Annotated in this window: 15 protein-coding genes; 10 read left to right on the forward strand and 5 right to left on the reverse strand. The window is 69.9% G+C overall.

The genetic code is table 11. From position 1 onward, the window contains the following. Window positions 1-30 precede the first annotated feature (30 nt). Together ASC76_RS06015 and ASC76_RS06020 are read left to right on the forward strand one after the other, a co-directional pair. On the forward strand, window positions 31-291 hold the full coding sequence (locus ASC76_RS06015; RefSeq protein WP_056463953.1) for a hypothetical protein: 261 nt from the start codon (window positions 31-33) through the stop codon (window positions 289-291). 73 nt (window positions 292-364) lie between these two features. After that, window positions 365-787, forward strand: a complete 423-nt coding sequence (locus ASC76_RS06020) for a response regulator transcription factor (RefSeq protein WP_056463955.1) — start codon at window positions 365-367, stop codon at window positions 785-787. On the opposite strand, the gene ASC76_RS06025 is transcribed toward ASC76_RS06020, so the two are convergent. After that, window positions 767-4,105 (reverse strand): PAS domain S-box protein, encoded by a 3,339-nt coding sequence (locus ASC76_RS06025; RefSeq protein WP_056463957.1) that lies wholly within the window; start codon window positions 4,103-4,105, stop codon window positions 767-769. The two genes, ASC76_RS06020 and ASC76_RS06025, sit on opposite strands and share 21 nt — an antisense overlap. Window positions 4,106-4,392: 287 nt before the next feature. Between ASC76_RS06025 and ppsA the strand changes: the two genes are divergently transcribed. Both ppsA and ASC76_RS06035 read left to right on the forward strand, forming a co-directional pair. Continuing rightward, window positions 4,393-6,867 (forward strand): phosphoenolpyruvate synthase, encoded by a 2,475-nt coding sequence (ppsA, locus tag ASC76_RS06030; RefSeq protein WP_056463959.1) that lies wholly within the window; start codon window positions 4,393-4,395, stop codon window positions 6,865-6,867. Then, window positions 6,864-7,247 carry a CBS domain-containing protein gene (locus ASC76_RS06035; protein WP_056463961.1) on the forward strand — a complete coding sequence of 128 codons (384 nt, stop codon included), beginning with the start codon at window positions 6,864-6,866 and terminating at the stop codon, window positions 7,245-7,247. Before ppsA ends, ASC76_RS06035 begins: the two co-directional genes overlap by 4 nt. Window positions 7,248-7,249: 2 nt before the next feature. Here ASC76_RS06035 and ASC76_RS06040 read toward each other — a convergent pair whose 3' ends face one another. Genes ASC76_RS06040 through ASC76_RS06050 form a run of 3 tightly spaced genes read right to left on the reverse strand, consistent with a single transcriptional unit; the run spans window position 7,250 to window position 10,437 of the window. Further along, complete coding sequence (locus ASC76_RS06040) at window positions 7,250-7,699, reverse strand: CBS domain-containing protein (RefSeq protein ID WP_056463963.1); 450 nt, start codon at window positions 7,697-7,699, stop codon at window positions 7,250-7,252. Window positions 7,700-7,735: 36 nt separating this feature from the next. Next, on the reverse strand, window positions 7,736-8,707 hold the full coding sequence (locus ASC76_RS06045; RefSeq protein WP_056463965.1) for an ATP-dependent 6-phosphofructokinase: 972 nt from the start codon (window positions 8,705-8,707) through the stop codon (window positions 7,736-7,738). Then, window positions 8,704-10,437, reverse strand: a complete 1,734-nt coding sequence (locus ASC76_RS06050) for an AMP-binding protein (protein ID WP_056463968.1) — start codon at window positions 10,435-10,437, stop codon at window positions 8,704-8,706. The genes ASC76_RS06045 and ASC76_RS06050 overlap by 4 nt, the downstream gene beginning before the upstream one ends. Before the next feature lie 2 nt (window positions 10,438-10,439). On the opposite strand from ASC76_RS06050, the gene ASC76_RS06055 reads away from it, so the two are divergent. From ASC76_RS06055 to ASC76_RS06080, 6 genes are all read left to right on the forward strand, one after another. Further along, on the forward strand, window positions 10,440-11,798 hold the full coding sequence (locus ASC76_RS06055; protein WP_162247062.1) for a nicotinate phosphoribosyltransferase: 1,359 nt from the start codon (window positions 10,440-10,442) through the stop codon (window positions 11,796-11,798). Between the two features lie 68 nt (window positions 11,799-11,866). Then, window positions 11,867-12,124: a hypothetical protein gene (locus ASC76_RS06060; RefSeq protein ID WP_157615344.1), complete on the forward strand. Its 258-nt coding sequence runs from the start codon at window positions 11,867-11,869 to the stop codon at window positions 12,122-12,124. Then, the gene (locus ASC76_RS26425; protein WP_305815377.1) at window positions 12,108-12,686 is read left to right on the forward strand and encodes an acyltransferase; all 579 of its coding nucleotides are present in this window, start codon (window positions 12,108-12,110) and stop codon (window positions 12,684-12,686) included. The genes ASC76_RS06060 and ASC76_RS26425 overlap by 17 nt, the downstream gene beginning before the upstream one ends. Continuing rightward, the gene (locus ASC76_RS06070) at window positions 12,683-13,705 is read left to right on the forward strand and encodes a Gfo/Idh/MocA family protein (protein ID WP_082548823.1); all 1,023 of its coding nucleotides are present in this window, start codon (window positions 12,683-12,685) and stop codon (window positions 13,703-13,705) included. Before ASC76_RS26425 ends, ASC76_RS06070 begins: the two co-directional genes overlap by 4 nt. Continuing rightward, window positions 13,702-14,841, forward strand: coding sequence for a DegT/DnrJ/EryC1/StrS aminotransferase family protein (locus tag ASC76_RS06075; protein WP_056463973.1), 1,140 nt, complete (start codon window positions 13,702-13,704; stop codon window positions 14,839-14,841). The genes ASC76_RS06070 and ASC76_RS06075 overlap by 4 nt, the downstream gene beginning before the upstream one ends. Window positions 14,842-14,847: 6 nt before the next feature. Then, a complete protein-coding gene (locus ASC76_RS06080; protein WP_056463975.1) occupies window positions 14,848-15,525 on the forward strand; it encodes a NeuD/PglB/VioB family sugar acetyltransferase in 678 nt (225 codons plus the stop codon). 48 nt (window positions 15,526-15,573) lie between these two features. Here the strand turns inward: ASC76_RS06080 and ASC76_RS06085 are convergent, their stop codons facing one another. Further along, window positions 15,574-21,933: an Ig-like domain-containing protein gene (locus tag ASC76_RS06085; RefSeq protein WP_157615346.1), complete on the reverse strand. Its 6,360-nt coding sequence runs from the start codon at window positions 21,931-21,933 to the stop codon at window positions 15,574-15,576. Window positions 21,934-21,973 lie beyond the last annotated feature (40 nt).

Raw genomic sequence — 21,973 nt, forward strand, 5'->3', positions numbered from 1 at the left:
TACGCCATGCATACAAGGAAAGGAATCGAGATGTCCAAGCAGGCCAAGTCCAAGTCCGCACCCCCGGTCGCACACGATGCGCGCGACGCGACGCTCGAGAGGCTCGTGGCGTTGGCCAGGCGCTACCCGACGGTGACCCAGTCGCTCGAGTTCGCGCTCGAGGTCGCGATCCTGGCGGCCCAGGGCCTGCGGCAGATCGCCGCCGGGGTTCGCGAGGGCGCGGAGGTCGTCGCTCACCGGCGCGCCGTGGCGAAGGTGCCCGGCAAGGGCCGCACGCGCCGGGCGACGTAACCCCCGGTTCCCACCGGACGCGTGACCGCGTCGGCACCGATGATGGGGACGTTCGAGACCCGGGAGCGCCAAGATGAGAATCGTGATCGTCGATGATTCGTTGAGCGTTCAGAAGAGTCTCGCGCGCCTGCTCGGTTCGGTCGCGGGGCTCGAAGTGGTCGGATGTGCACGCGACGTGATCGACGCCGTGAACCTGATCGATGCGGCCCAGCCCGATGTCGTCGTCCTCGATGTCAACCTGCTCGATGGCGACAAGGGCATCGATGTGCTGCGCTACGTGAAGCGCCAGCGGCCGCGGATCGCGGTCGTGGCGCTGTCCGATTTTCCGTCGCCGAAGCTGCGGCAAAGCTATCTCGACGCCGGCGCGGACGCCTTCTACGGCAAGTCCACCGAGTTCATGCGCGCGACCGACTGGATCGCCGGGATGATCGCCGGAACGATCCGCGCCGATGCAGCGCCGCGCGCTGACCTCGCTTCACCGGCGCCCCCGCACTGAGCCGACCGACGGGGCATCGCCCTGGACCGCCACATCGATGTGGGTCAGGAGGACCTGGTGGTTGTCGATCGGTGCCGCGTGCATCCGGAACCAGCGCAGGCCGTCGGGCGTCTGGCACGGGTACTCGAGCACGAAGCTCGCGTCGCCACCGTTCAGCACGGCCGTCATGCCTTGCAACGCGCGCTCGGCGAACGGATCGGCCGGGGCGCGGCGCCGGCAGACCTCGAGATAGTTCTCGCCGGGCACACCGCGCAGCATCGACGGGCTGCTGCCGAGCGCAGCGTGGGCTTTCCAAGAGTGGTTGACCAGCATGATGGTGCCCTGGCGGTCGAGCACCGCCACGTTGCCGCCGAGCGCGTCCACGACCGCCGGCAGCAGGTGCGTGGACGCGTCGCCGCCGGCCGGTTCGCCACCGCCATCCGGCGCGGCGCCGGGCGCAGCGACGGCCACGGTGCTCGGCGGCGGCACGGTCACCTCGATCGTCATTCCCGCGCCGGGCTCGCTGTGGACGCGCAGCGTCGCGGCCAGCGCGCGCACCCGCTCCTGCATGCCGAGCAACCCGAAGGAAGCCGGCTTGCGCGGCTCGCCAGTGACCATGCCGCGGCCATCGTCGCGGATGCGCAGCAGGACGCGATCGTCGCTGCCGCGCAGCAGGAGGATGCGCACATGGCTCGCACCGGCATGCTTGGCCACGTTCGCCAGCGACTCCTGTGCGACGCGGTAGAGGCAGGTCGCGGTGGCGGCCGGCAGCGGCCCGACGCGGTCCCCTTCGACGAACCCCCGGACCCGGCAGGCGATCCCGGTGCGCCGGCTGAACTGGGTGGCGAGCGCCTCGAGCGCAGGCATCAGCCCCAGGTCCTCGAGCATCTGTGGACGCAGGTCGTTGATCATGCGGCGGGTCGATTCGAGCGCGGTCGCGGCCAGTTCGCTGGTCTCTTCGAGCAGCGGCGCCACGTCCTCCGGGGCCGAATCGAGCCGCTGCGCCGAGGCGACCAGGTTGATCCGGATCGCGGCCAGGGTCTGCTGCAGGTCGTCGTGCAGTTCGCGCGCGATGCGCTTGCGCTCGTCCTCCTGCACCCTGTCCCTCACGGCGAGCAGGCGCTGCAACTCGGCATGCGAACCGGCGAGCGCCTGCTGCGCTTCGACCAGGGCGGTGACATCGCGCATCACGACGACGATCGTGCCCTGTCCGTGTTCGTCGAGTTGCGTGACGGCGAGATCGGCCAGGCGCACCTCGTCGTCGGCGCGGACGATCTTCACCTGCTGCAACGGCAGCGCGGAGTCGCCGTCCGCGAGCCTGGCGATGCGCGCGCGAACCGGCTCGCGCGAGTCCGGGTGGACCAGGCTCAGCGGCTCGCGGCCGAGCAGACCGGCTTCGTCGCTGCCGAACAGCGCGCGTGCCGCCTCGTTGACGAAGCTGATGCGCCCCGCGGTGTAGACGAGTACCGCCTCGGGCAGCGTCACCAGCAGCCGGCGCAGTGCCGCCTCGCTGCTGCGCAGCGCGTCCTCGGCCCGGCGGCGCTCCGACACGTCGCGCATGATCACGGTGTAGAGCCGCTCGCGGCCGAGGCTCAGGTGCGAGATCGCGGCGTCGATCGGAAACTCCTCGCCGCTCGCGCGCAGGCCCATCACGTCGCGCGCGCGGCCCATGTGGCGCGACGCGGTCTCGAGCAGGCCGAATCGCCGGACGTTGTCGCCATGGGCGGCGCGCTGCTTCGGGGGCAGCAGGCGCTCGAGGGACGCCCCCGGCAGTTCGTCCGGGCGGTAGCCGAACATCGATGCCGCCGCGGGGTTGGCGGACAGGATGGTCTGCTGCTCGTCGATCGTGATGATCGCCACCGTGGCGGATTCGACGATTCCGCGGAGTTGCGCCTCGCTGCGGGCCAGGCGCTCTTCCGCCAGCTTGCGCGGCGTGATGTCGCGCATCGCCGCGAGCACCGCCGGCTCGCCCTCGTACATGATCGGCGTGCCGCTGACCTCGACATCGATCGACACGCCGTCACCGCGGATGAAGCGTTGATCCCGGGGCGCGATCACCTGTCCGGTCGACAGCGCCGTGTCGACCTGGGCCTGCGCGGCCTGCTGGTCCTCGCGATGCAGAACGTCCAGGCTGGAGGTGCCGATCAGGTCCCGGGCTTCGCGGCCCAGCAACTCCGCGCACGCGCGGTTGACGAAGCGCACGCGCCCGCCCACATGCACCGAAATCGCATCGGGCAACCAGTCGACCAGCATCCGGTACCGGGCGTCCGCGTCGCGGCGCGCCGACTCGGCGGCGTCGCGCGCATCGAGCATGCGGTTGAACTGCGTGGCGACCTTGCGGATCTCCGGTGGCCCCGCTTCGGTGGCTCGGGCCTGACCCCGGGCCGCCGCTTCGGCCGCTGCCGCCAGCTGGGCGATCGGCCGCACGATCGCCGAACTCACGCGCCAGGCCAGCGCGAGCGCCATCAGCACGAGCACGATGACCAGGCCCAGCGTACGGCGCAACGTGTCGCGGTACGGCGCGAACACGCTGGCTTCGGGCAGGCCGGCGGCGACGCGCCAATCCAGGCCGGGCAGCGTCACGAACGCGAACAGCCTGGGCACGCCATCGCGACCCATCGTCGAGAGCAGGCCCTCGCGTGCTCCCCCGGCCGGATCGGGACCGCTCGCCGGCGGCAGCGTGCCAATGAACGCCGCGGGCTCGATCGATCGCAGCACCACCGCGCGGGCGGCGTCCGCCACGGTCACCACCGCGTCGGCAGGCGTGGCCGCGAGCAACTGCCGATTGAGGATGAGCAGGTCGACGTCCAGCACCACCAGGCCCACCTGCCTGCCCGCATCGTCGCGAACCGGGTAGCTCAACGAGACGATCTTGCGGGCGGTGCGCGGATCGACGGCCGATCCGCTGGCCGTGAACCCGCTCGCCCGCCAGGCCGTCGCGAACCAGCGCGCCTCGTCGGCGTTCAGCGCGCGCGCCGGGATCGGCAACATCGAACAGACGAGGCTGCCGCGCGCGTCGCGCAGGTCGAGCGTCAGGTACTCGGGGCTCAGCGGCACGAAGCTGGAGACGATCGGATCGCAGCGCGCCGCATCGAGCGTCTTCACCAGCGGCCGGGCCGCGAGCTGCGCAAGCAGCGCTTCCGCCTGGATGAGCCGGGCCTGCAACGTGGCCGCGGTGCCCATCGCCAGGATGCGGACCTTCTCGTGCGCAGCCTCGCGCGCCTGGACCACCTCGGTCGCGAGGAACCAGACCAGCATCAGCCCGGCCGGCAACAGGATGGCCGCGGCGAACAGGACCAGCCGGCTTCGGATCGACAGACGCTCCAGGGCCGTGGGCATGCGATTACCGCGCACCGACCGGCCACGCGCGAGGACTGGCGTTCGGTCCGGCGGCACGGGGCGGGCGAGTGGGCTGCATGCGTGCGAGCCTAGTTCAGACCGGGCCACTGCGCTTGCTGCAAATCAAGAATCCGAATGCCGACGCGATTCGGAGAAGTCCGAACGCAAGTCAGACATATCCCAGCGACGCTGCAGCCGATGCAGCGCCCGCATCGGTCCCGCCGCCGATATTCAAGGGCCGCGTCAGCTGCGAAGCTGGATGCCTCCCGACGCGCCCAGACGAGACCATGAACCCCCCTACCCAGCCCCCGCGGCCGCCGACCATGAAATACATCCGCTGGTTCATGGACATCGGCGCCAACGACGTCGGCCTGGTCGGCGGCAAGAACGCCTCGCTCGGCGAGATGTACCGCGAGCTCGGGACACAGGGCGTGCGCGTGCCGAACGGCTTCGCGGTCACAGCGCAGGCCTACCGCCATGTGCTCGACCAGGCCGACGCCTGGACGCGCCTGCACCAGGCGCTCAGCGGCCTGGACTGCCGCGATGTCGACGACCTTGCCCGCCGCGCCGCGCTCGCCCGCGAGATCGTGTACGGCGCCGCTTTGCCGGATGACCTGGTGGCCGAGATCAGCACCGCCTACGCCTGGCTGCAGGACGAGTACGGCCCGGTCGCGACCTTCGCGATCCGCAGTTCCGCCACCGCCGAGGATCTGCCGACCGCCAGCTTCGCCGGTCAGCACGAGACCTTCCTGAACATCGCCGGCGAGGCCAAGGTGCTCGACGCGGTCCGGCGCTGCTTCGCCAGCCTGTTCAAGGATCGCGCGATCAGTTACCGGGTCGACAACGGCTTCGACCACTTCAAGGTCTTCCAGTCGGTCGGCGTGATGAAGATGGTCCGCTGCGACCGGGCCGCCAGCGGTGTCATCTTCACGCTCGACACCGAATCGGGGTTCCGAGATGCGGTGCTCATCACCGGCGCCTACGGACTCGGCGAGAACGTCGTGCAGGGCACCGTCGACCCGGACGAGTTCTACGTCTTCAAGCCGACCCTGAGGCTGGGCCATCGAAGCGTCCTGCGGCGCAAGCTGGGCGGCAAGGAGATCCGCATGGTCTACAGCCACAGTGCCGGCCGCGAGACGACCCGCAACGTGCCGACGCCGCGCGCGGACCAGTCGCGCTTCTGCATCGACGACGCCGAGGTGCTGACGCTGGCCGATGCAGCCGTGCGCATCGAGGAACACTACAGTGCACGCGCCGGCCAACCCACGCCGATGGACATCGAGTGGGGCAAGGACGGCGTGGACGGGCTGCTCTACATCCTGCAGGCACGGCCGGAGACGGTCGTCTCGCAGCGACCCACCGGTCAAGTCGACGAATACCGCCTGACCGGCGCGGGCCGGCCGCTCGTCAGCGGCCGGGCGGTGGGCGGCCGGGTCGCGACCGGCCGGGCCCGCGTGATCACCGACGTCGCGCAACTCGGCCAGTTCCGCCCCGGCGAGGTGCTGGTCGCCGACACGACGATGCCCGACTGGGGCACGGTGATGAAGAGTGCCGCGGCGGTCGTGACCAACCGCGGCGGGCGCACCTGCCACGCCGCGATCGTGGCGCGCGAGCTGGGCATTCCCGCGGTCGTCGGCTGCGACGATGCGACAACGACGCTGCGCACCGGCGACGAGGTCACCGTGTCGTGCGCCGACGGAGCGGTCGGCCGCGTCTACGCTGGCGCCCTGGCGTTCACGCGCACCTCGACCGACCTGACGACGCTGGCGCGACCGCACACCCAGCTGATGGTCAATGTCGGCAACCCGGACGTCGCGTTCCAGACGGCGATGCTGCCGACCGACGGCGTCGGTCTGGCCCGCATGGAGTTCATCGTCGCCGAGCACATCAAGGCGCACCCGATGGCGCTGGTGCACCCCGAGCGCATCGACGATCCGGCCGCGCGCGCGGCGATCGCGACGCTGACGCAAGGCTTCGATCGACCGGCGGATTTCTTCGTGCGCCAGCTGGCCGAAGGCGTCGGCATGATCGCGGCCGCGTTCTACCCGAAGCCGGTGATCGTGCGCATGTCGGATTTCAAGACGAACGAGTACGCGAGCCTGCTCGGCGGTCGCTGGTTCGAGCCGCACGAGGAAAACCCGATGATCGGCTTCCGCGGTGCCTCCCGCTACGCCCACCCGGCGTACGCCGAGGGCTTCGCGCTCGAGTGCGCGGCGATGAAGCGGGTGCGCGAGGACATGGGCCTGACCAACGTCAAGCTGATGATCCCGTTCTGCCGGCGTGTGCAGGAAGCCGAACTGGTGCTGCAGACGATGGCCGCACACGGCCTGGAGCGCGGGGTCAACGGCCTCGAGGTCTACGTGATGTGCGAGATCCCGAACAACGTGATCCAGATCGACGCGTTCTCGGCGCCGTTCGACGGCTTCTCGATCGGCTCCAACGACCTGACCCAGCTGGTGCTCGGCGTGGACCGCGACTCCGAACTCGTCGCGTTCGACTTCGACGAGCGCGATCCGGGCGTCAAGACGATGCTGCGCATGGCGGTCGACGGCGCGCACCGCAACGCGCGCCATGTCGGCATCTGTGGTCAGGCGCCGTCCGACTACCCGGAGATGGCCGAGTACCTGGTCGAGATCGGCATCGACTCGATCAGCGTGACGCCCGACACCCTGCTCGCGGTCACCCGATTGGTGCTGCAGGTCGAGCAGCGTCTGGGCCGATCCCCGCGCGCCCACGCATCCCGCCTGGAGGTCACGCCATGAACGAACCGGTTTCGAGCCTGATGACGCGCCGCGTCGTCACGGTCGGCATGGACGACAGCATCGCGCAGGTGGAGGAACTGTTCGACGGCAAGACACTGAGCTGGGCGCCGGTGGTCGACGACCAGCGCAACGTGGTCGGCGTGATCAGCGCCACCGACCTGCTGCAGTTCCATGCCCAGCGGCGCGACCCGCGCGATGTGCCGGCGTGGCAGCTGTGCACCTACAAGCCGATCATGGCGGACGAGGCGACGCCGCTCGTTCAGGTCGCGCGGTCGATGCTCGATAAGCGCATCCACCACGTCGTCGTGACGAGCGGCGCCCACATCGTCGGGGTCGTGTCGTCGCTGGACTTCGTGCGGGCGTTCGTCGACCGCCCTTGACATCAGCGCCGGTGGCGCCGCTCCCGCGCCTGCTCCTTCGAGACGATGCCGGCCAGCGCGGCGCCGCGTTCGGCCTGCACGGTCAGCACGTCGTCCAGCGTGACGATGCCGATCAGTCCCCCGCTGCGATCCACCACGGGCATGCGCCGCACCCCGTGCAGCCGCATCCGCTCGATCGCTTCGGACACGTCCTCGGAATCTCCGCAGACGACCAACGCCGTGCACATGACCTGTGACACCCGCGTCAGGGCCGGGTCGAGCCCGAGCGCGAGCGCCTCGATCACGATGTCCCGATCGGTCAGCACGCCGGCAGGCGTGCGTTCGCCGTCCAGGTCGTCGACGACGACGAGACAGCCGGTGTGATGCTCGCGCATCAGGTTCGCCGCCTCGAGCAGGCTGATGTCGCGGCCGCAGGTGGCAGTGTCGAGTGTGCAGATGTCCTTGACCAGCATGTTCGTTCTCCTTGCAATGCGGCCGCGCCGTTGCGCTCATTGCGCCAGCACGCGCGCCAGTTCGAGCAGGGCCGGGTCCAGCCCCTTCTTCCGCCCGGCGACGTCGTTCAGCGCGGTCGCGACGATCGCGCCGGCCACGCTGCCCACCAGAACGCCGGTGGGGCCGGCGTCGATCTGCGCGACGGCCGCGGCGCCGAGCCGCGTCGCCAGCATCCGGTCGATCACGCCGGGCGCGCCCCCGCGCTGCACATGGCCGAGCCGGCACACGCGCAGGTCGAAGCCGAGCCGGGCGTGGTGCTTCGCGAAGTAGTCCGCGAGCGCCTCGGCGTTGTGGCGGGCGCCCTCGGCGACGATCGCGATCGCGTGGCTCTTGCCGCGTTCATAGGCGGCGAGGATTTCCGAGGCGACGTCCTCCGGATCGACCGGCGATTCGGGTACGACCACCACTTCGGCGCCGCAGGCGATGCCGACATTGGCAGCGATGTAGCCGCTCTCCCGACCCATCACTTCGACCAGGAAGACCCGGCCGAGCGACGAGGCCGTCACGCGCAGGCGGTCGACCGACTCGAGTGCCACGTCGATCGCGGTCGTCGCACCGATCGTGATGTCCGAACCGAGCAGGTCGTTGTCGATGGTCGAGGCGACGCCGACCACCGCGAGGCCCTTGCGCGCCAGCGCGTGCGCGCCGGTCTGCGAGCCTTCGCCGCCGATCACGATCAGCCGGTCGATGTCGCGTTGCCGCAGTTGAAACAGGGCCTGGTCCTGACCGTCCTCGGTGAACATCGCGGCGCAGCGCGCGGTGCCCAGGACCGTCCCGCCGCGCTCCATGATGCCGCCCACGTCCCGCGCACCGAGCGCCTTGAAGGTGCCCTGGATCAACCCGTGGTAGCCGTGGTGCACGCCGAACACCTCGAAGCCGTTGGCCACGCCCACCCGCACGACCGCGCGCAGCGCCGCGTTCATGCCGGGCGCGTCGCCGCCGCTGGTCAGAACGGCCAGGCGCTTCATGGCCGCACCGTCCCGGAAGCGGGCGCCCCATCCGCGCCGCGCAACTGACGGCGCAGGATCTTGCCGAGGTTGGTCTTCGGCAGCGGCTCGGTGCGGAACTCGACGATCCGGGGCACCTTGTAGCCGGTCAGATGCAGGTGGCAATGCTCGATCAGCACCTGCTCGGTCACGCCCGACCCGGACGGAACGACGATCAACTTGACGACCTCGCCGCACGCCTCGTCCGGCACGCCGACGGCGGCCACCTCCGCCACCCCGGGGTGCAACGCGACCACATCCTCGATCTGGTTCGGGAACACCTTGAAGCCGGACACCACGATCATGTCCTTCTTGCGGTCGGTGATGCGGAAGCAGCCGCGCTCGTCCATGCTGCCCATGTCGCCGGTCCGCAGCCAGCCGGTCGGCGTGAACGCCTTGCGCGTCTCCTCGGGGCGCATCCAGTAGCCGCGCATCACCTGCGGACCGCGCAGGCAGATCTCGCCGACCTCGCCGGTCGCCAGTTCGTGGTCCTCGTCGTCGAGGATCGCCGCCTGGGTCGACGGCAACGGCATGCCGACGTTGCCGGTCCACTCGTCGATGTCGAGCGGGTTGGACAGCGCGCCCGGTGACGTCTCCGACAGGCCGTAGCTCTCGACGATCGGCACGCCGGTCGCGGCCTTCCAGCGCTGCGCCACGACGCGCTGGACGGCCATGCCGCCGGCGTTGGCGACCTTCAGGCTCCGCGTGTCGACATCGGCGAATTCGGGGGCATCGAGCAGCGCGCGGTACAACGTGTTGACGCCGATGATGACCGAGAAGGGCTGCCGCTTCAGGTCGCCGATGAACGCATGCAGGTCACGCGGGTTGGTGACCAGCACGTCGTGTGCGCCGATCTTCAGAAAGACGAGGCTGCAGGTCAGCGCATAGACGTGATACAGGGGGAGCGGACACACCAGGGTCTCGCCACCTTCGACCAGGTGCTGCGACATCCATGCCGACAGCTGCTGCAGGTTGGCCACGAGGTTGCCGTGGGTCAGCATCACGCCCTTGGGTGTGCCGGTCGTGCCCCCGGTGTACTGGAGGAAGGCCAGGTCCCTATGCGACGCGTCGACCTCGTTGATCGGCACCTCGCGGCCTTCGCGCAACGCGTCGTTGAACCCGATCGCGTGGGGGATGTGCCAGGGCGGGACCATGTGCTTGACGTACCGCACCGTGAGGTTGGTCAAGACCTCCTTGATCGTCGGGAACATGTCGCCGACCTCGGTGCTGATCACGGCGAGATTCATCGACGGGTTGCGTTCGAGCACCTGCTGGACCGTGTGCGCGAAGTTCTCGAGAACGATCACGGCGCCTGCACCCGAGTCCTGCAGCAGGTGCTCGAGTTCGGGCGCCGTGTACTGCGGATTGACGTTCACGACCACCATGCCCGCACGCAACACGCCGAACAGCGCGACCGGATACTGCAGAAGATTCGGCATCATCAGCGCGACGCGCGCACCGCGCGACAAGGTGGGAACCTGCTGCAGGTATGCCGCGAACGCGCGACTGTGGCGGTCGAGATCGGCGTAGCGCATCGCCACGCCCATGTTGCTGAACGCCGGCAGCGGACCGAACCGCTCGCAGCTGCGTGCCAGCACGGCGTTCAGCGAAGGGAATTCGTGGACATCCACTTCGGCCGGCACGCCGGGCGGGTAGTGGGTCAACCAGGGTGCCTGGCGGCTCCCCCAAGGCGCTTCGATCGGGTCGTTCATTCGTGCCTCCGCGGCTCTCGTGTTGTCCGAGAAAATCCGCTGACAGATTAGCGGGCAGCGCGGCGCGCCGGGTTGAGCATCCTCAGTCGCAGGCGCACGACGGGGGCTCGATTGCGTTTCCGCAATCGGTCGGCGGGCGGGTCCGACGATCCTGTCGTCGGCCTCCGGAGGCCGCCCCGCAGCGATGGACCGGCGTCAACGACATATCGATCCGCATGAGTGCACTCGTCACCGACTACGACCGTCTCGCGGTGATGCAGATCTGCCTGGAACAGCAGCTGACACAGCCGGCGGTGTTCGAGCTCGTCGTGCGCGAGTTGCCACCGCGGCGCAAGTTCCTGGTCGCCGCCGGGCTGGAGCAGGCGCTGCAATTCCTGAAGAGCCTGTCGTTCTCCGAAGCCGAGAACGCATGGTTGCGGCATCAGGGGCGTTTTTCCGCGCAACTGCTCGACTATGCGCACGGGCTGCGCTTCGACGGCGATGTCGACGCCATGCCGGAGGGCACGGTGTTCTTCGCCGGTGAGCCGATCATCCGCGTCACGGCGCCGTTGCCGGTGGCCCAGCTGGTCGAGAGCCGCCTGCTGAACCTGGTGCACTTCGAGACCGCCATCGCGTCGAGCGCCGCGCGGATCGTCCTGGCGGCGCGCGGGCGGCGCCTGCTCGACCTGGGGCTGCGGCGGGCCCATGGCAGCGAGGCCGCCCTGCTCGCGGCGCGCGCGGCCTACCTCGCAGGCTTCGACGGCAGCGCCACCGCCGAAGCGTCCCGACGCTTCGGCATTCCGGCGCTGAGCCCGCTCTTTCTCCGCTCCGATGCGATCGGCGTGGGGACGCTGTCCTCGCTCGTCGAGGCACCGTCCACGGCCCCGGGTCGAATCGTCGACACCGATGACGTCCTGACCCACCGGGCCGGCCTGGTCGACGCGGCAACGGCCCTGCGGTGCAAAGGCATCGTGCTCGACGGCGTGCAGATCGACGGTCCCGACCCGAGCGCGCGCGCCTGGTCCCTGCGCGCGCGCCTCGACGCGGCGGGCCTCGGCGACCTGGCGATCCGCGTCAGCGGCGACTTCGACGAAACGCACATCGGCGCGCTGGCCGCAGAAGGCGCGCCGATCGACGAATTCGGCGTGTGCGGCTGGCTGCCCGAAGACGGCGACGCCACCCGCATCAACGCGTCCTACGAGAAGCGCGTCACCGCGAGCGACGCCGCTGCCGGACGCGGCCGTGCCCTGCTGCAGCCCTGCATGCGCGCAGGCAAGCGCGTGGGCCGGACGCCGACCTTGCTGGAATCGCGCCGATACCACGCCGAGCAGATGGCGCAGCTGTCCGAGACGCTGCGCGAAGCGGTCGGCGAGTCGCGTTGACGGAACGCAATCGGGGCGACAAGTGGCTCCCTAGACTTCCTTCGAACCCTTGCGCAGTGAACGACACCATGCACTCCATCTTCCACGCCCGCACACGCGCGCCGCAGGTCCTTGGCGTCGTCGCCGAACGCGAGCGAGCCCCGGTGCTGACCGATGTGATCGAGCCGCCCGAGACGACGGCGGCCCAGGCGATCACGGTGGCCGTGATCGGCCTCGGCTACGTCGGGTTGCCGCTGGTGATCCGCAACGGCTGCTTCGTGGACGTCAAGTCGGTCTGCGACCGCGACGCGCTGGCCGCGTGCGGGCTGCATGTCTGGCGCCTTTAGCCCGCACTGCGACATCAGCGAGACGATCCAGATGCCCATCGCCGACAGCACGATCCTCGGTGCGAACGTCCAGATCTTCCATCCCGCGCTCGTGAACCTGTACGGTTGCCGCATCGGCGCCGGAACCCGGATCGGCACCTTCGTGGAGATCCAGGCGGGGGCCGAGGTCGGGGCGCACTGCAAGATCTCCTCGCATTCCTTCATCTGCGAGGGCGTGCTGATCGAGGACGAAGTCTTCATCGGCCACGGCGTGATGTTCACCAACGATCTGGCGCCGCGGGCCACTGCCGCCGGCGGAGGCCTGCAGACGGCGGCCGACTGGACGCTGGAGCGCACGCGCGTGCAGTTCGGCGCCGCCATCGGCAGCAACGCCACCGTCGTTGCCGGCATCACCATCGGCCGTCATGCGCTGGTCGGTGCCGGCGCAGTCGTCACGCACGACGTGCCGGATCACGCGATCGTGGCCGGCGTCCCGGCCCGCGTGATCGGCGACACGCGCACGCGCCTGGCGGCCGATCAGACCCCGACACCCGAGACATCGCAGGCAGGAGTGAACACGTGATCAACATCGGCATCATCGGCTACGGATACTGGGGCCCGAACCTCGTACGCAACTTCGCGGAGACGCGCGGCGCTACGGTCGCGGCGGTCGCCGATCTCGACACCGAGAAGCTCGCGATCGTCAACCGACGCTTCCCGGCGGTCAAGACCACCACCGACTACCGCGAGTTGCTCGCCGACCCGGCGATCGACGCGATCGCGATCGCCACGCCCGTCTCGACCCACTTCGAGCTCGGCCTGGCCGCGCTGCGTGCCGGCAAGCACCTGTGGCTCGAGAAGCCGATGACCGAAACCTCGCAGCAGGCCCGCCAGCTCGTCGACGAGGCCGAGAAGCGCCAGCTCGTGCTGATCGTCGACCACACCTTCATCTACACCGGCGCGGTCGCGAAGATGGCCGAGATCATCCAAGCCAGCGAGCTCGGGCGCATCTATTACTACGACTCGATCCGCGTCAACCTCGGCCTGTTCCAGCGCGACGTGAGCGTGATCTCCGACCTGGCGGTCCATGACTTCTCGATCCTCGACCACCTGCTCGACGAACACCCGGTCGCGGTCTCGGCGAGCGGCACCAACCACTTCCCCGGCACACCGGAGAACCTGGCCTACGTGACGCTGTTCTACGAATCCGGAACCATCGCGCACGCCAACGTGAGCTGGCTCGCGCCGGTGAAGGTGCGCCAGATCCTGATCGGCGGCAGCAAGAAGATGATCACGTACGACGACCTCGAGCCGAGCGAGAAGATCAAGGTCTACGACAAGGGCGTCGACTTCACCGACGACCCGCAGAAGATCCACGAGATGCGCGTCGGCTACCGCACCGGGGACATGTGGGCCCCGCGGCTCGCCGTCAGCGAGGCGCTCGGCGTCGAGGGGCTGCACTTCATCGATTGCATCGAGAACCGGAAGGTGCCCAAGACCGATGGGCAGCTCGGTCTGCGCGTCGTCGAGCTGATCGAGGCCGCCAGCAAGTCGATGCGCGCCAAAGGCGAAACCGTCTACATCACGAGGCAGCTCGCATGATTCCCTTCGTCGACCTCAGGACTCAATACCACTCGATCAAGCAGGAGGTCGACGCGGCCATCCTCGGCGTGCTGGAGAGTTGCCAGTTCACGCTCGGCAGCGAGGTGGCCGCGTTCGAGCAGGAGTTCGCCGCGTACTGCGGCGCGGCCGAGGGCATCGGCGTCAACACCGGCACCAGCGCCTTGCACCTCGCGCTGCTGGCCGCCGGCATCGGCGCCGGCGACGAGGTGATCACCGTGCCCTTCACGTTCATCGCGACCGCGTCCGCGATCGACTACACCGGCGCCCGGCCGGTCTTCGTCGACATCGACCCGCGCACCTACACGATGGACCCGAATGCCATCGAAGCGGCGATCACCCCGCGCACCAAGGCGATCGTGCCGGTGCATCTGTACGGCCAGGCCGCCGACATGGACCCGATCCTGGAAATCGCACGCCGCCACGGCCTCGTCGTCATCGAGGACGCGTGCCAGGCGCACGGCGCCGACTACAAGGGCCGCCGCGTCGGCAGCCTGGGCGACCTCGGCTGCTTCAGCTTCTATCCCGGCAAGAACCTCGGGGCCTATGGCGAGGGCGGCATGGTCGTCACCGACCGCCCGGACTACGCGCGCACGATTCGCATGCTGCGCGACTGGGGCGCCGAGAAGAAGTACCACCACGTGCTGAAGGGCTACAACTTCCGCCTCGAGGGCATGGCCGGCGCCGTGCTGCGCGTGAAGCTGCGGCACCTGGAGGCCTGGACCGAGGCGCGACGCGCGGCCGCCGCGCGCTACGACGCGCTGCTCGGCGCCGCGGGGATCGCGACGCCCGCGGCGAGCAGCGTCAACCGGCACGTCTATCACCTCTACGTCATCCGCACCGATCGGCGCCAGGCCCTGCAGGAGGGCCTGGCCGCCTGCGGCATCCAGACCGGCATCCACTACCCGACGCCGGTGCACCTGCTGCCCGCGTTCGCGGAACTCGGCCACCGCGTCGGGGACTTCCCGCATGCCGAGCGCGCGGCGAACGAGGTGCTGTCGCTTCCGATGTTCCCGGAGCTGACGGCCGCGCAGACGGCCGAGGTGGCGCAAGCGGTGATCGCCCTGGACGGCGCGACGCAGGCCACGCGGCGCGAGGCGGTCACATCGCCGGCGTGAGCCGCGATGCGTGTCGAGCACCCGACCGCCCCGGAGGCCGCGCCCGGCCCGCGGCCGCTGCTGATCTTCCCGTGCAACGGCAACGCGATCGAAGCACTCGATTGCCTGGGCAGCACCTACCGGCTGCTCGGCTTCGTCGATGATTCGCCGGCCAAGCTCGGCCGCCAGGTGCACGGCCACGAGGTCTTCCCGCGCGCGGCGTTCGGCGACTGGCCGGAGGCCATGGTGCTGGCCGTCCCGGGCAGCGCGCAGTCCTTCCGCTCACGGCGCGCGCTGATCGAGAGCCTGGGCGTCGCGCCCGACCGGTTCGCGCGCGTCGTGCATCCGGCCGCGCGGGTGTCTCCGCTGGCCGTGCTCGGCCACAACCTGCTCGTGATGGCCGGCGTGGTGATCACCAGCAACGCCCGTATCGGCCATCACGTGTGCGTGTTGCCGAACAGCGTGATCCACCATGACGTGCAGGTGGACGACTGGAGCCTGATCGGCTCCAACGTCACGCTGGCGGGTGGCACGCGGCTCGGCGAGAACTGCTACATCGGCAGCGGCTCGAGCGTGATGAACGGGCTCGACATCGGTGACGGCGCCCTGGTCGGCATCGGCAGCACGGTGATCCGGCCGGTCGCGGCCGGCGCCGTCGTCGCGGGCAACCCGGCACGTCCGCTGGCGCGCGCGCACCGGCCCTGAGTTCGGGCCAGCACACGCCGGACCGCCACGCCGGCGGCCCGCCGCACTTCAGAACAGGCCGGTCGTGAACGACCAGGTCCGGTTGGCGCCCAGCGCATTGCCCGCCAGGTCCTTCACCCGGGGATCGGTCGTTCCGCCACGGATGGTGACCGTGTACCGAGCGAGGGCCGACAGCGTGGAGTTCGGGTTCAGCGTGACCACGCGGGTCGTCGCGTTGTAGGTCACGGTCGCGGCGATCAGCGTGTTGGACGAGTTTCGCAGCTGCACGGTGGTGGTGTTGATCGTCGCGGGATCCATCGCCTCGCTGAAGGTGGCCGTCACATTGGCCGTCCGGCTGACACTGATCGCGCCGCTGCCCGGCGAGATCGCGGTGACCGTCGGTGCCGTCGTGTCGGCCGCGACGGTGGTGAAGCTCCACACCCGGTTTGCGGCCATGGCGTTGCCGGCCACGTCCTTCACGCCGGTGCCGACCGTCATCGTGTACGTGGTCGATCCGGCGAGCGCGGCCGAGGGCGTCAACGTGGCGACCCGGGTGGTCGCGTTGTAGGCGACCGTCGCGGCGACGAGGGTGTTGGCGGCGTTGCGCAGCTGCAGGTTGGACGCGGTGATCGTTGCCGCGTCCATCGCTTCGCTGAACGTGGCCGTGACCGTCGTCGTGCGGCTCACGCCGGTCGCCCCGCTCGCCGGCGAGACCGCCGTCACGGTGGGCGGCGTGGTGTCGGCTGCGACCGTCGTGAACGTCCACACCCGGTCGGCGACCATCGCGTTGCCGGCCACGTCCTTCACCGCCGACTTCACCGTCGCGGTGTAGACCGTGGCGGCGGCCAGCGTGGCACCGGGTGTCAGCGTCGCCACGCGGGTCGTCGCGTTGTAGGCGAAGCTGGCTGCGACGAGCGTGTTCGCGGCATCGCGCAACTCGACGTTGGCCGCGACCACCGTGCTCGCGTCCATCGGCTCGCTGAAGGTGGCCGTCACGGTCGTCGAGCGGCTCACCCCCGTGGCGCCGGAGGCCGGCGTCACGGTGGCCACCGTCGGCGGCGTGGTGTCGGTACTCCCGCCCGACGGCGAGAACACGACGTCGACCCAGTAGTTCGTGCCCTGGTAGCTCGCGTTCGGGAAGGTCGTGGTGGCGGCGTAGGCATAGACGCCGTTGCCGCCGTTCGTGCCGTCCCTCAGCGCGTGCAGCGGCGGGTTGTCGACCGCGGCGGCCGAGAAGCCGTTGTTGTCGCCGGCATAGCGCCCCACCGGCGCGAGGTACGACGCGACGTAAACCGTGTTCGCGGTGATCGCGACCGGCGTCGTGAAGTTCACTTGCTGCCAACCCGACGCCGTTTCATTGGTGAAGGTCGCGGTGGCGAGTTGGGCGCCGCCGCTGGTCCACAACGTGCCGACGTGCGTGCCGGTGTTGCCACTGCCCTTGTAGAAGCGGATGCCGCTGATGACGCCGTCGACGTCGGCGGTGAACTTGACGCCGACGTTGACCGCCGCCGCGTCCGCCTCGCTCGCATTCACCGGCGCGGCCAGCGGCGAGAAGATCGTGCACGGGCAAACCTGCGAGCCGACCGTGACGGACACCCCGGCCGACGGCGTCTCCAGGTTGCCGCTGTCATCGACCGCGCGCGACTTGATCACGGGGGTCGATGCCGCCCCCGGCGTCCACGCGTAGCTCCAGCTCTCCCGGCCGGTGGCCCGGTTCCAGGTGGCGCCGCCGTCGGTCGACACCTCGACGCCGCCGACCACGCCGCCGCCCGTGTCGGACGCCGTGCCGGTGATCGTGATGGGGCTGCCCGAGCCCACCGTCGCCCCCGAAGCGGGCGAGGTGATCGTCGACACCGGCGCGACCGCATCGGTCGACGCCGCCGCGACGTTGAGGCCCGACTGCAGCGCGGCCGGCTGCACGCCCATGTCGGCGAACAGGTTCACCGTGGCCTGCTGCATGCGCGGGTCGGCCGGCGTGCTGCCGCGGTCATGGGTGGCATCGAGGCCCCAGCTCCACTGCACCGTGCCGGCGCCGAACACGCGCGCACCGCTGGCATGCTTGTACAGCGTCAGGGCGTGCGTGACGGTGCCCTGGCCGTACGTGTTGCCGTAGTCGAGCAGCATGCCGCCCGAGGTGATCGCGGTGGTCGACATGCGGAACAGGCCGGCCGGCCGGAAGCCGTTGTCAAGGTCGCTGTCCCACTCGTACCCGAGCGTGCCGATCGGCAGGGTCGCGGTCTGGCCGCTGCCGAGCGCCGCGACGCTGGTGTTGCGCCACAAGCGCATCTTGCCGTCGGCGGCCGGCACCGTGATCGAGTACGGCGTGCCGGTGTCGTTGTTCATGAAGATCGTGCCCGCGAGCGCGTTCTCCGGCCGGCCGCCATCGGCCGGCGGCGAGAAGCGCGGATCGCGCCAGGTGCCGGTCCAGGCCGGGGTCGGATCGATCTTCGCGTTGGCCGCGGTCTCCTTGTAGCTCACCAGCGTGCGGTAGGTGGTGCCGGAGCCGTCGATGCTGTTCTCCCAGCGCGTCTTCCAGAAGATCTCGTTGCCGCTGAAGAACGCAAGGTTGACGCCGGCCGCGCGCGCTGCCTCGACGTTGGCGCGCTGTCCGCCGGACCAGTATTCGTCGTGCCCGACCGAGAGGAAGGCCTTGTGGTTGAGGATCAGGCTGCCGGATCGGTCGGCGTCGACCCCGGTGAAGTAGGTGACGTGGTAGCCGTTGGCCTCGAGCCAGCGAACCATCGGGTACTCGGCGTTGAAGACCCAGTCCTGCCCGTTGTCCACTGCCCGCGTCGTGAAGGGCCGGTTGTAGCTGACCTTGTAGGCGCGCCCGGCGGGCGAGCCGGTGTACAGGCTGTTGCCGCCGTATTGGTTGTAGGCCTGCCACGTGGTGTCAGACGTCTGGAACAACAGGTCCGAGGTGCTGGCGTCGTCGCGCACCACGAAGACGATGTGGCTCGCCCCGCCGGTGTCGGGCCGCACCAGGCGCGCGAAGTAGATGCCCGACGCCGCGTCGGCCGGGATCGCCCAGCTGCCCGAGACCGCCCAGTTGCCGCAGTCGACCAGGCCGGTGGAGGTGTCGTTCAGGCACGCGGGCTGGGTCTGCGGGAGCGCAACAGACGGATTGACGCTCGCCACCTTGCGCGCGCCGAGGCCGCCGTAGTAGCCCATGCGGTAGATGTCGAAGCGGTAGGCCGTCGCAGTCGTCTTGACCTTGAAGCTGACCGTGCTGCCGCGGTTCACGCTGATCTGGGTCGCGAAGCCCTGCAGCGTCGAATCCCCGGCGCCGCTCACGTCCCACTCGGAGGCCGGGTTGCCGGTCCGGCAGTTCTCGGCCACGACCGGGTTCGCCGGGGCGGCGCACGACCCGCCGGCGGCACCGGTGCTGAACGTCCAGCTCGCGGTGGCCGCGAGCGGGTTGCCGGCCACGTCCTTGATGCGCGGATCGGTCGCCCCCCCCTTGAGCGCGGCCGTGTAGCTCGTCGACGCACTCAGCGGCGCCGACGGCAGGAACATCGCCGAGTTCGTCGACGCGTTGTACGACACGGTCCCGGCCACGGCCGTCCCCGACCCACTGGTCAGCGTGAAGGTGGCGGTGGTCAGCGTCGCCGGATCGATCGGCTCGCTGAACGTCGCCGTGACCGTCGCGCCGAGCGCGACACCGGTGGCTCCGCCGGCGGGCGTGCTTGAGATCACCGTCGGCGGCGTGGTGTCCGGCGGCGCGGCGCCGCTCGGCGTGAACGCGACGTCGACCCAGTAATTGGTCGCATTGAAGCTCGACACCGGGAAGGTACTCGAGGCGCCGTACGCGTAGACGCCGTTGCCGCCTCCGCCGACGCCGTTCTGCAGCAGGTGGATCGGTGACCGGTCGACCCCGGCCGAGGCGAAGTAGGCCCCATCGGCCGCGTAGTTGCCAACCGGCGCGAAGTACGACGCGACGTAGACCGTGTTCGCGGTGATCGCCACCGGCGTCGCGAAGTTCACCTGCTGCCAGCCGCTAGCCGTCTCGGCGGTGAAGGTTGCCCGGGCCAGCAGCGTGCCGGTGCTTGTCCAGAGGTTGCCGATGTGCGTGCCGGTGTTGGTGCTGCCCTTGTAGAAGCGGATGCCGCTGACGGTGCCGTTGACGTCGGCGGTGAAGCGCACGCCGAGCTCGACCGAATTGGGGTCGTTGACCGAGGCGGACGCCGGGGTGGAGGTGGCCGCGAAGCCGCCGCACGGGCAGTTCGGGTACCCGACCGCACTCGTCGTGAAGGACCAGGTCAGGTCGGCAGCCAACGCGTTACCGGCGGCATCCTTGACGCGCGGGTCGGCGGCGCCGCCGCGCACCAATGCCGTGTACGTGGTGGATGCGGCCAGCGGCGCACTCGGGACGAGCGTCGCCGTGCGCGTCGCCGCGTCGTACGTGATGGTCGCCGCGACCAGCGCGTTGGACGCATCGCGCAACTCGAAGGTCGCCGCGCCGATCGTCGACGCGTCCATCGCCTCGCTGAAGGTCACCGCCGGACGGGCCTGCGCGCTGACCTCGGTCGCGCCGTTGCTGGGCGTCACCAGCGTCGACAGCGGCGCCGCGGCGTCGGTGCCGTAAGTGGCGACATAGGCGCCGGCGTCGGCCGCGAACACCGCGTACTCGACCCCCTTGACGACGCTGACCGTGAAGCTGACCGGCGCACCCGCGCGCGTGATCCCGCTGAGCAGGCCGTTGCCGGCGCGCGTGGGCAGCATGCCCTGCAGGCCGACCGCAGCCGGGTCGCGCGTGACCGAGAAGCCCAGCGCGGCGCCGTTCCAGCCGAAGGACCCGAACGACGAGGCATTGCGCGCGTCCAGCCAGGTCAGCATCTGGCGCGAGCTGACGATCGGCACGCCGCGCGCCTGCGCGGCCGCGACCGTGGCGTCGGCCTCGGGCGAGGAGACGGCGTCGGTGTGGGCATTGATCGTGTAGACGCCGTAGTACCCCTGCGGTCCCAAGGCGCGGTCCAGCAGCGTGGTGACGGTGAACGGGTACGACTGACCCGATTCGTCGGTCATCTGCGACACCGTCTGGTAGACATCGACGATGCTGCCGTCGGTCCGCATGAAGCGCATCGGCATCGCCGATCCGGTGAACAGGCCGGGCACGTCATTGACCCAGCCGGGTGGCCAGAAGTAGTAGGAGGTGTCCAGGCGGATCCCGTTGTTGAACTGGACGTCCGCTGCGGTCGTCGCGTCGCTCCACACGATGCAGTGGTGACGCATCGTGCGCGGCCCGGTGAGGCCGGTGTATTTCGCGCGCCAGTCGGCGAGCTGGCCGCTGTAGAACGAGTCGAGCGACGCCCGGTCGTAATCGGCGCAGCCCGTGTTGATGTGCAGCCCGATCTCGAAGCCGTTGGCGTCGTACTGCACGGCCTGGGCATTGGTGAGCGGCGTGGACGCGTAGATGTAGGACGTGCCGCGCACGCACTCCCAGTTGGCGACTGAGCAACCGGCCGGACTGGCCGCCGCGAATTGATCGAAGCGGCCGGCGGTGCCCCCGTTGCCGTGGTCGTCGCCGGTCATCACGACGACGGCCTTCTTGCCGTTCGGGAAGTACCAGAAACGCGGCAGCGGCTTGCGGCTCGCGTTCATCTGCAGGATCAGGTTGGCCAGCAGGCGCTGCTGTTCGTCCGCCTGCGGGATGGCGACCTTGGTGAGGTCGATCCAGTCCGGCTGAGGGTCGCCCGTGGCGGCGCCGAAGAACTTGTCATCCGAACGGATCGGCGCGAAACCGTCGCGCTCCTGGGCCAGCCACGCCGGGTTGCCCTGGCGCGTCGTGACGACCGATTCGGCCAGATCGAACGCGAAGGCGGCCGCCTTCCCGCTGCCCGCCGCGTTGAGCGTCAGCGCCGGGCTGTTCGTGGCCGCCGTGGCGGTGCTGTACAGCGTGGCCAGGCGCTGCGCGCTGCCGACCGTGTAGAGGTTCGCCGCGCCGTGGTACTGGAGGGTCTGGCCGACGATGCCGTTGCCGGGGCTCTTGCCGGTGTCGACGAGCAGATACGCATTCGACAGCGTGGTGCCGGTCGAGGTGACGCCGAGCAGCGCATCGAGCGAGGCGTCGGGCGCCATCGCGATCAGGTTGCCGCCACCGTTGACCCAGGTGGCGAACATCGAGGCCTGGCCGGCCGCGAGTGGCATGCGCGCCAGGATCACGACGTCGTAGGCGGCGAGCTGGCTGGCGGTGACCGAGGCGATGTCGGCCACCGCAAAACTGTTGAAACCTTCGGTGCGCAGGATCTCGGCGTAATACTTGCCGTGGTTGGCGCCGGCCGTCGTGACGACCAGGATGGGCCCCCCCGGCCCCTGCGACGGGTCGGCCGCGGCCGCCTCGCCGGTCACGCCGAACAGACCGCCGACGAGCAACGCGGCCGCCAACATCATCCGCGCAAACGCGGCCCGGACCCCTGCAAGCTCTTTCATCGTCGTTCCTTGGATTCAACCTGCGCTGCCGACCTGCGGA

It is taken from the genome of Rhizobacter sp. Root404, assembly GCF_001425865.1.
In the GTDB taxonomy this organism is placed as follows: Bacteria; Pseudomonadota; Gammaproteobacteria; order Burkholderiales; family Burkholderiaceae_C; genus LMDS01.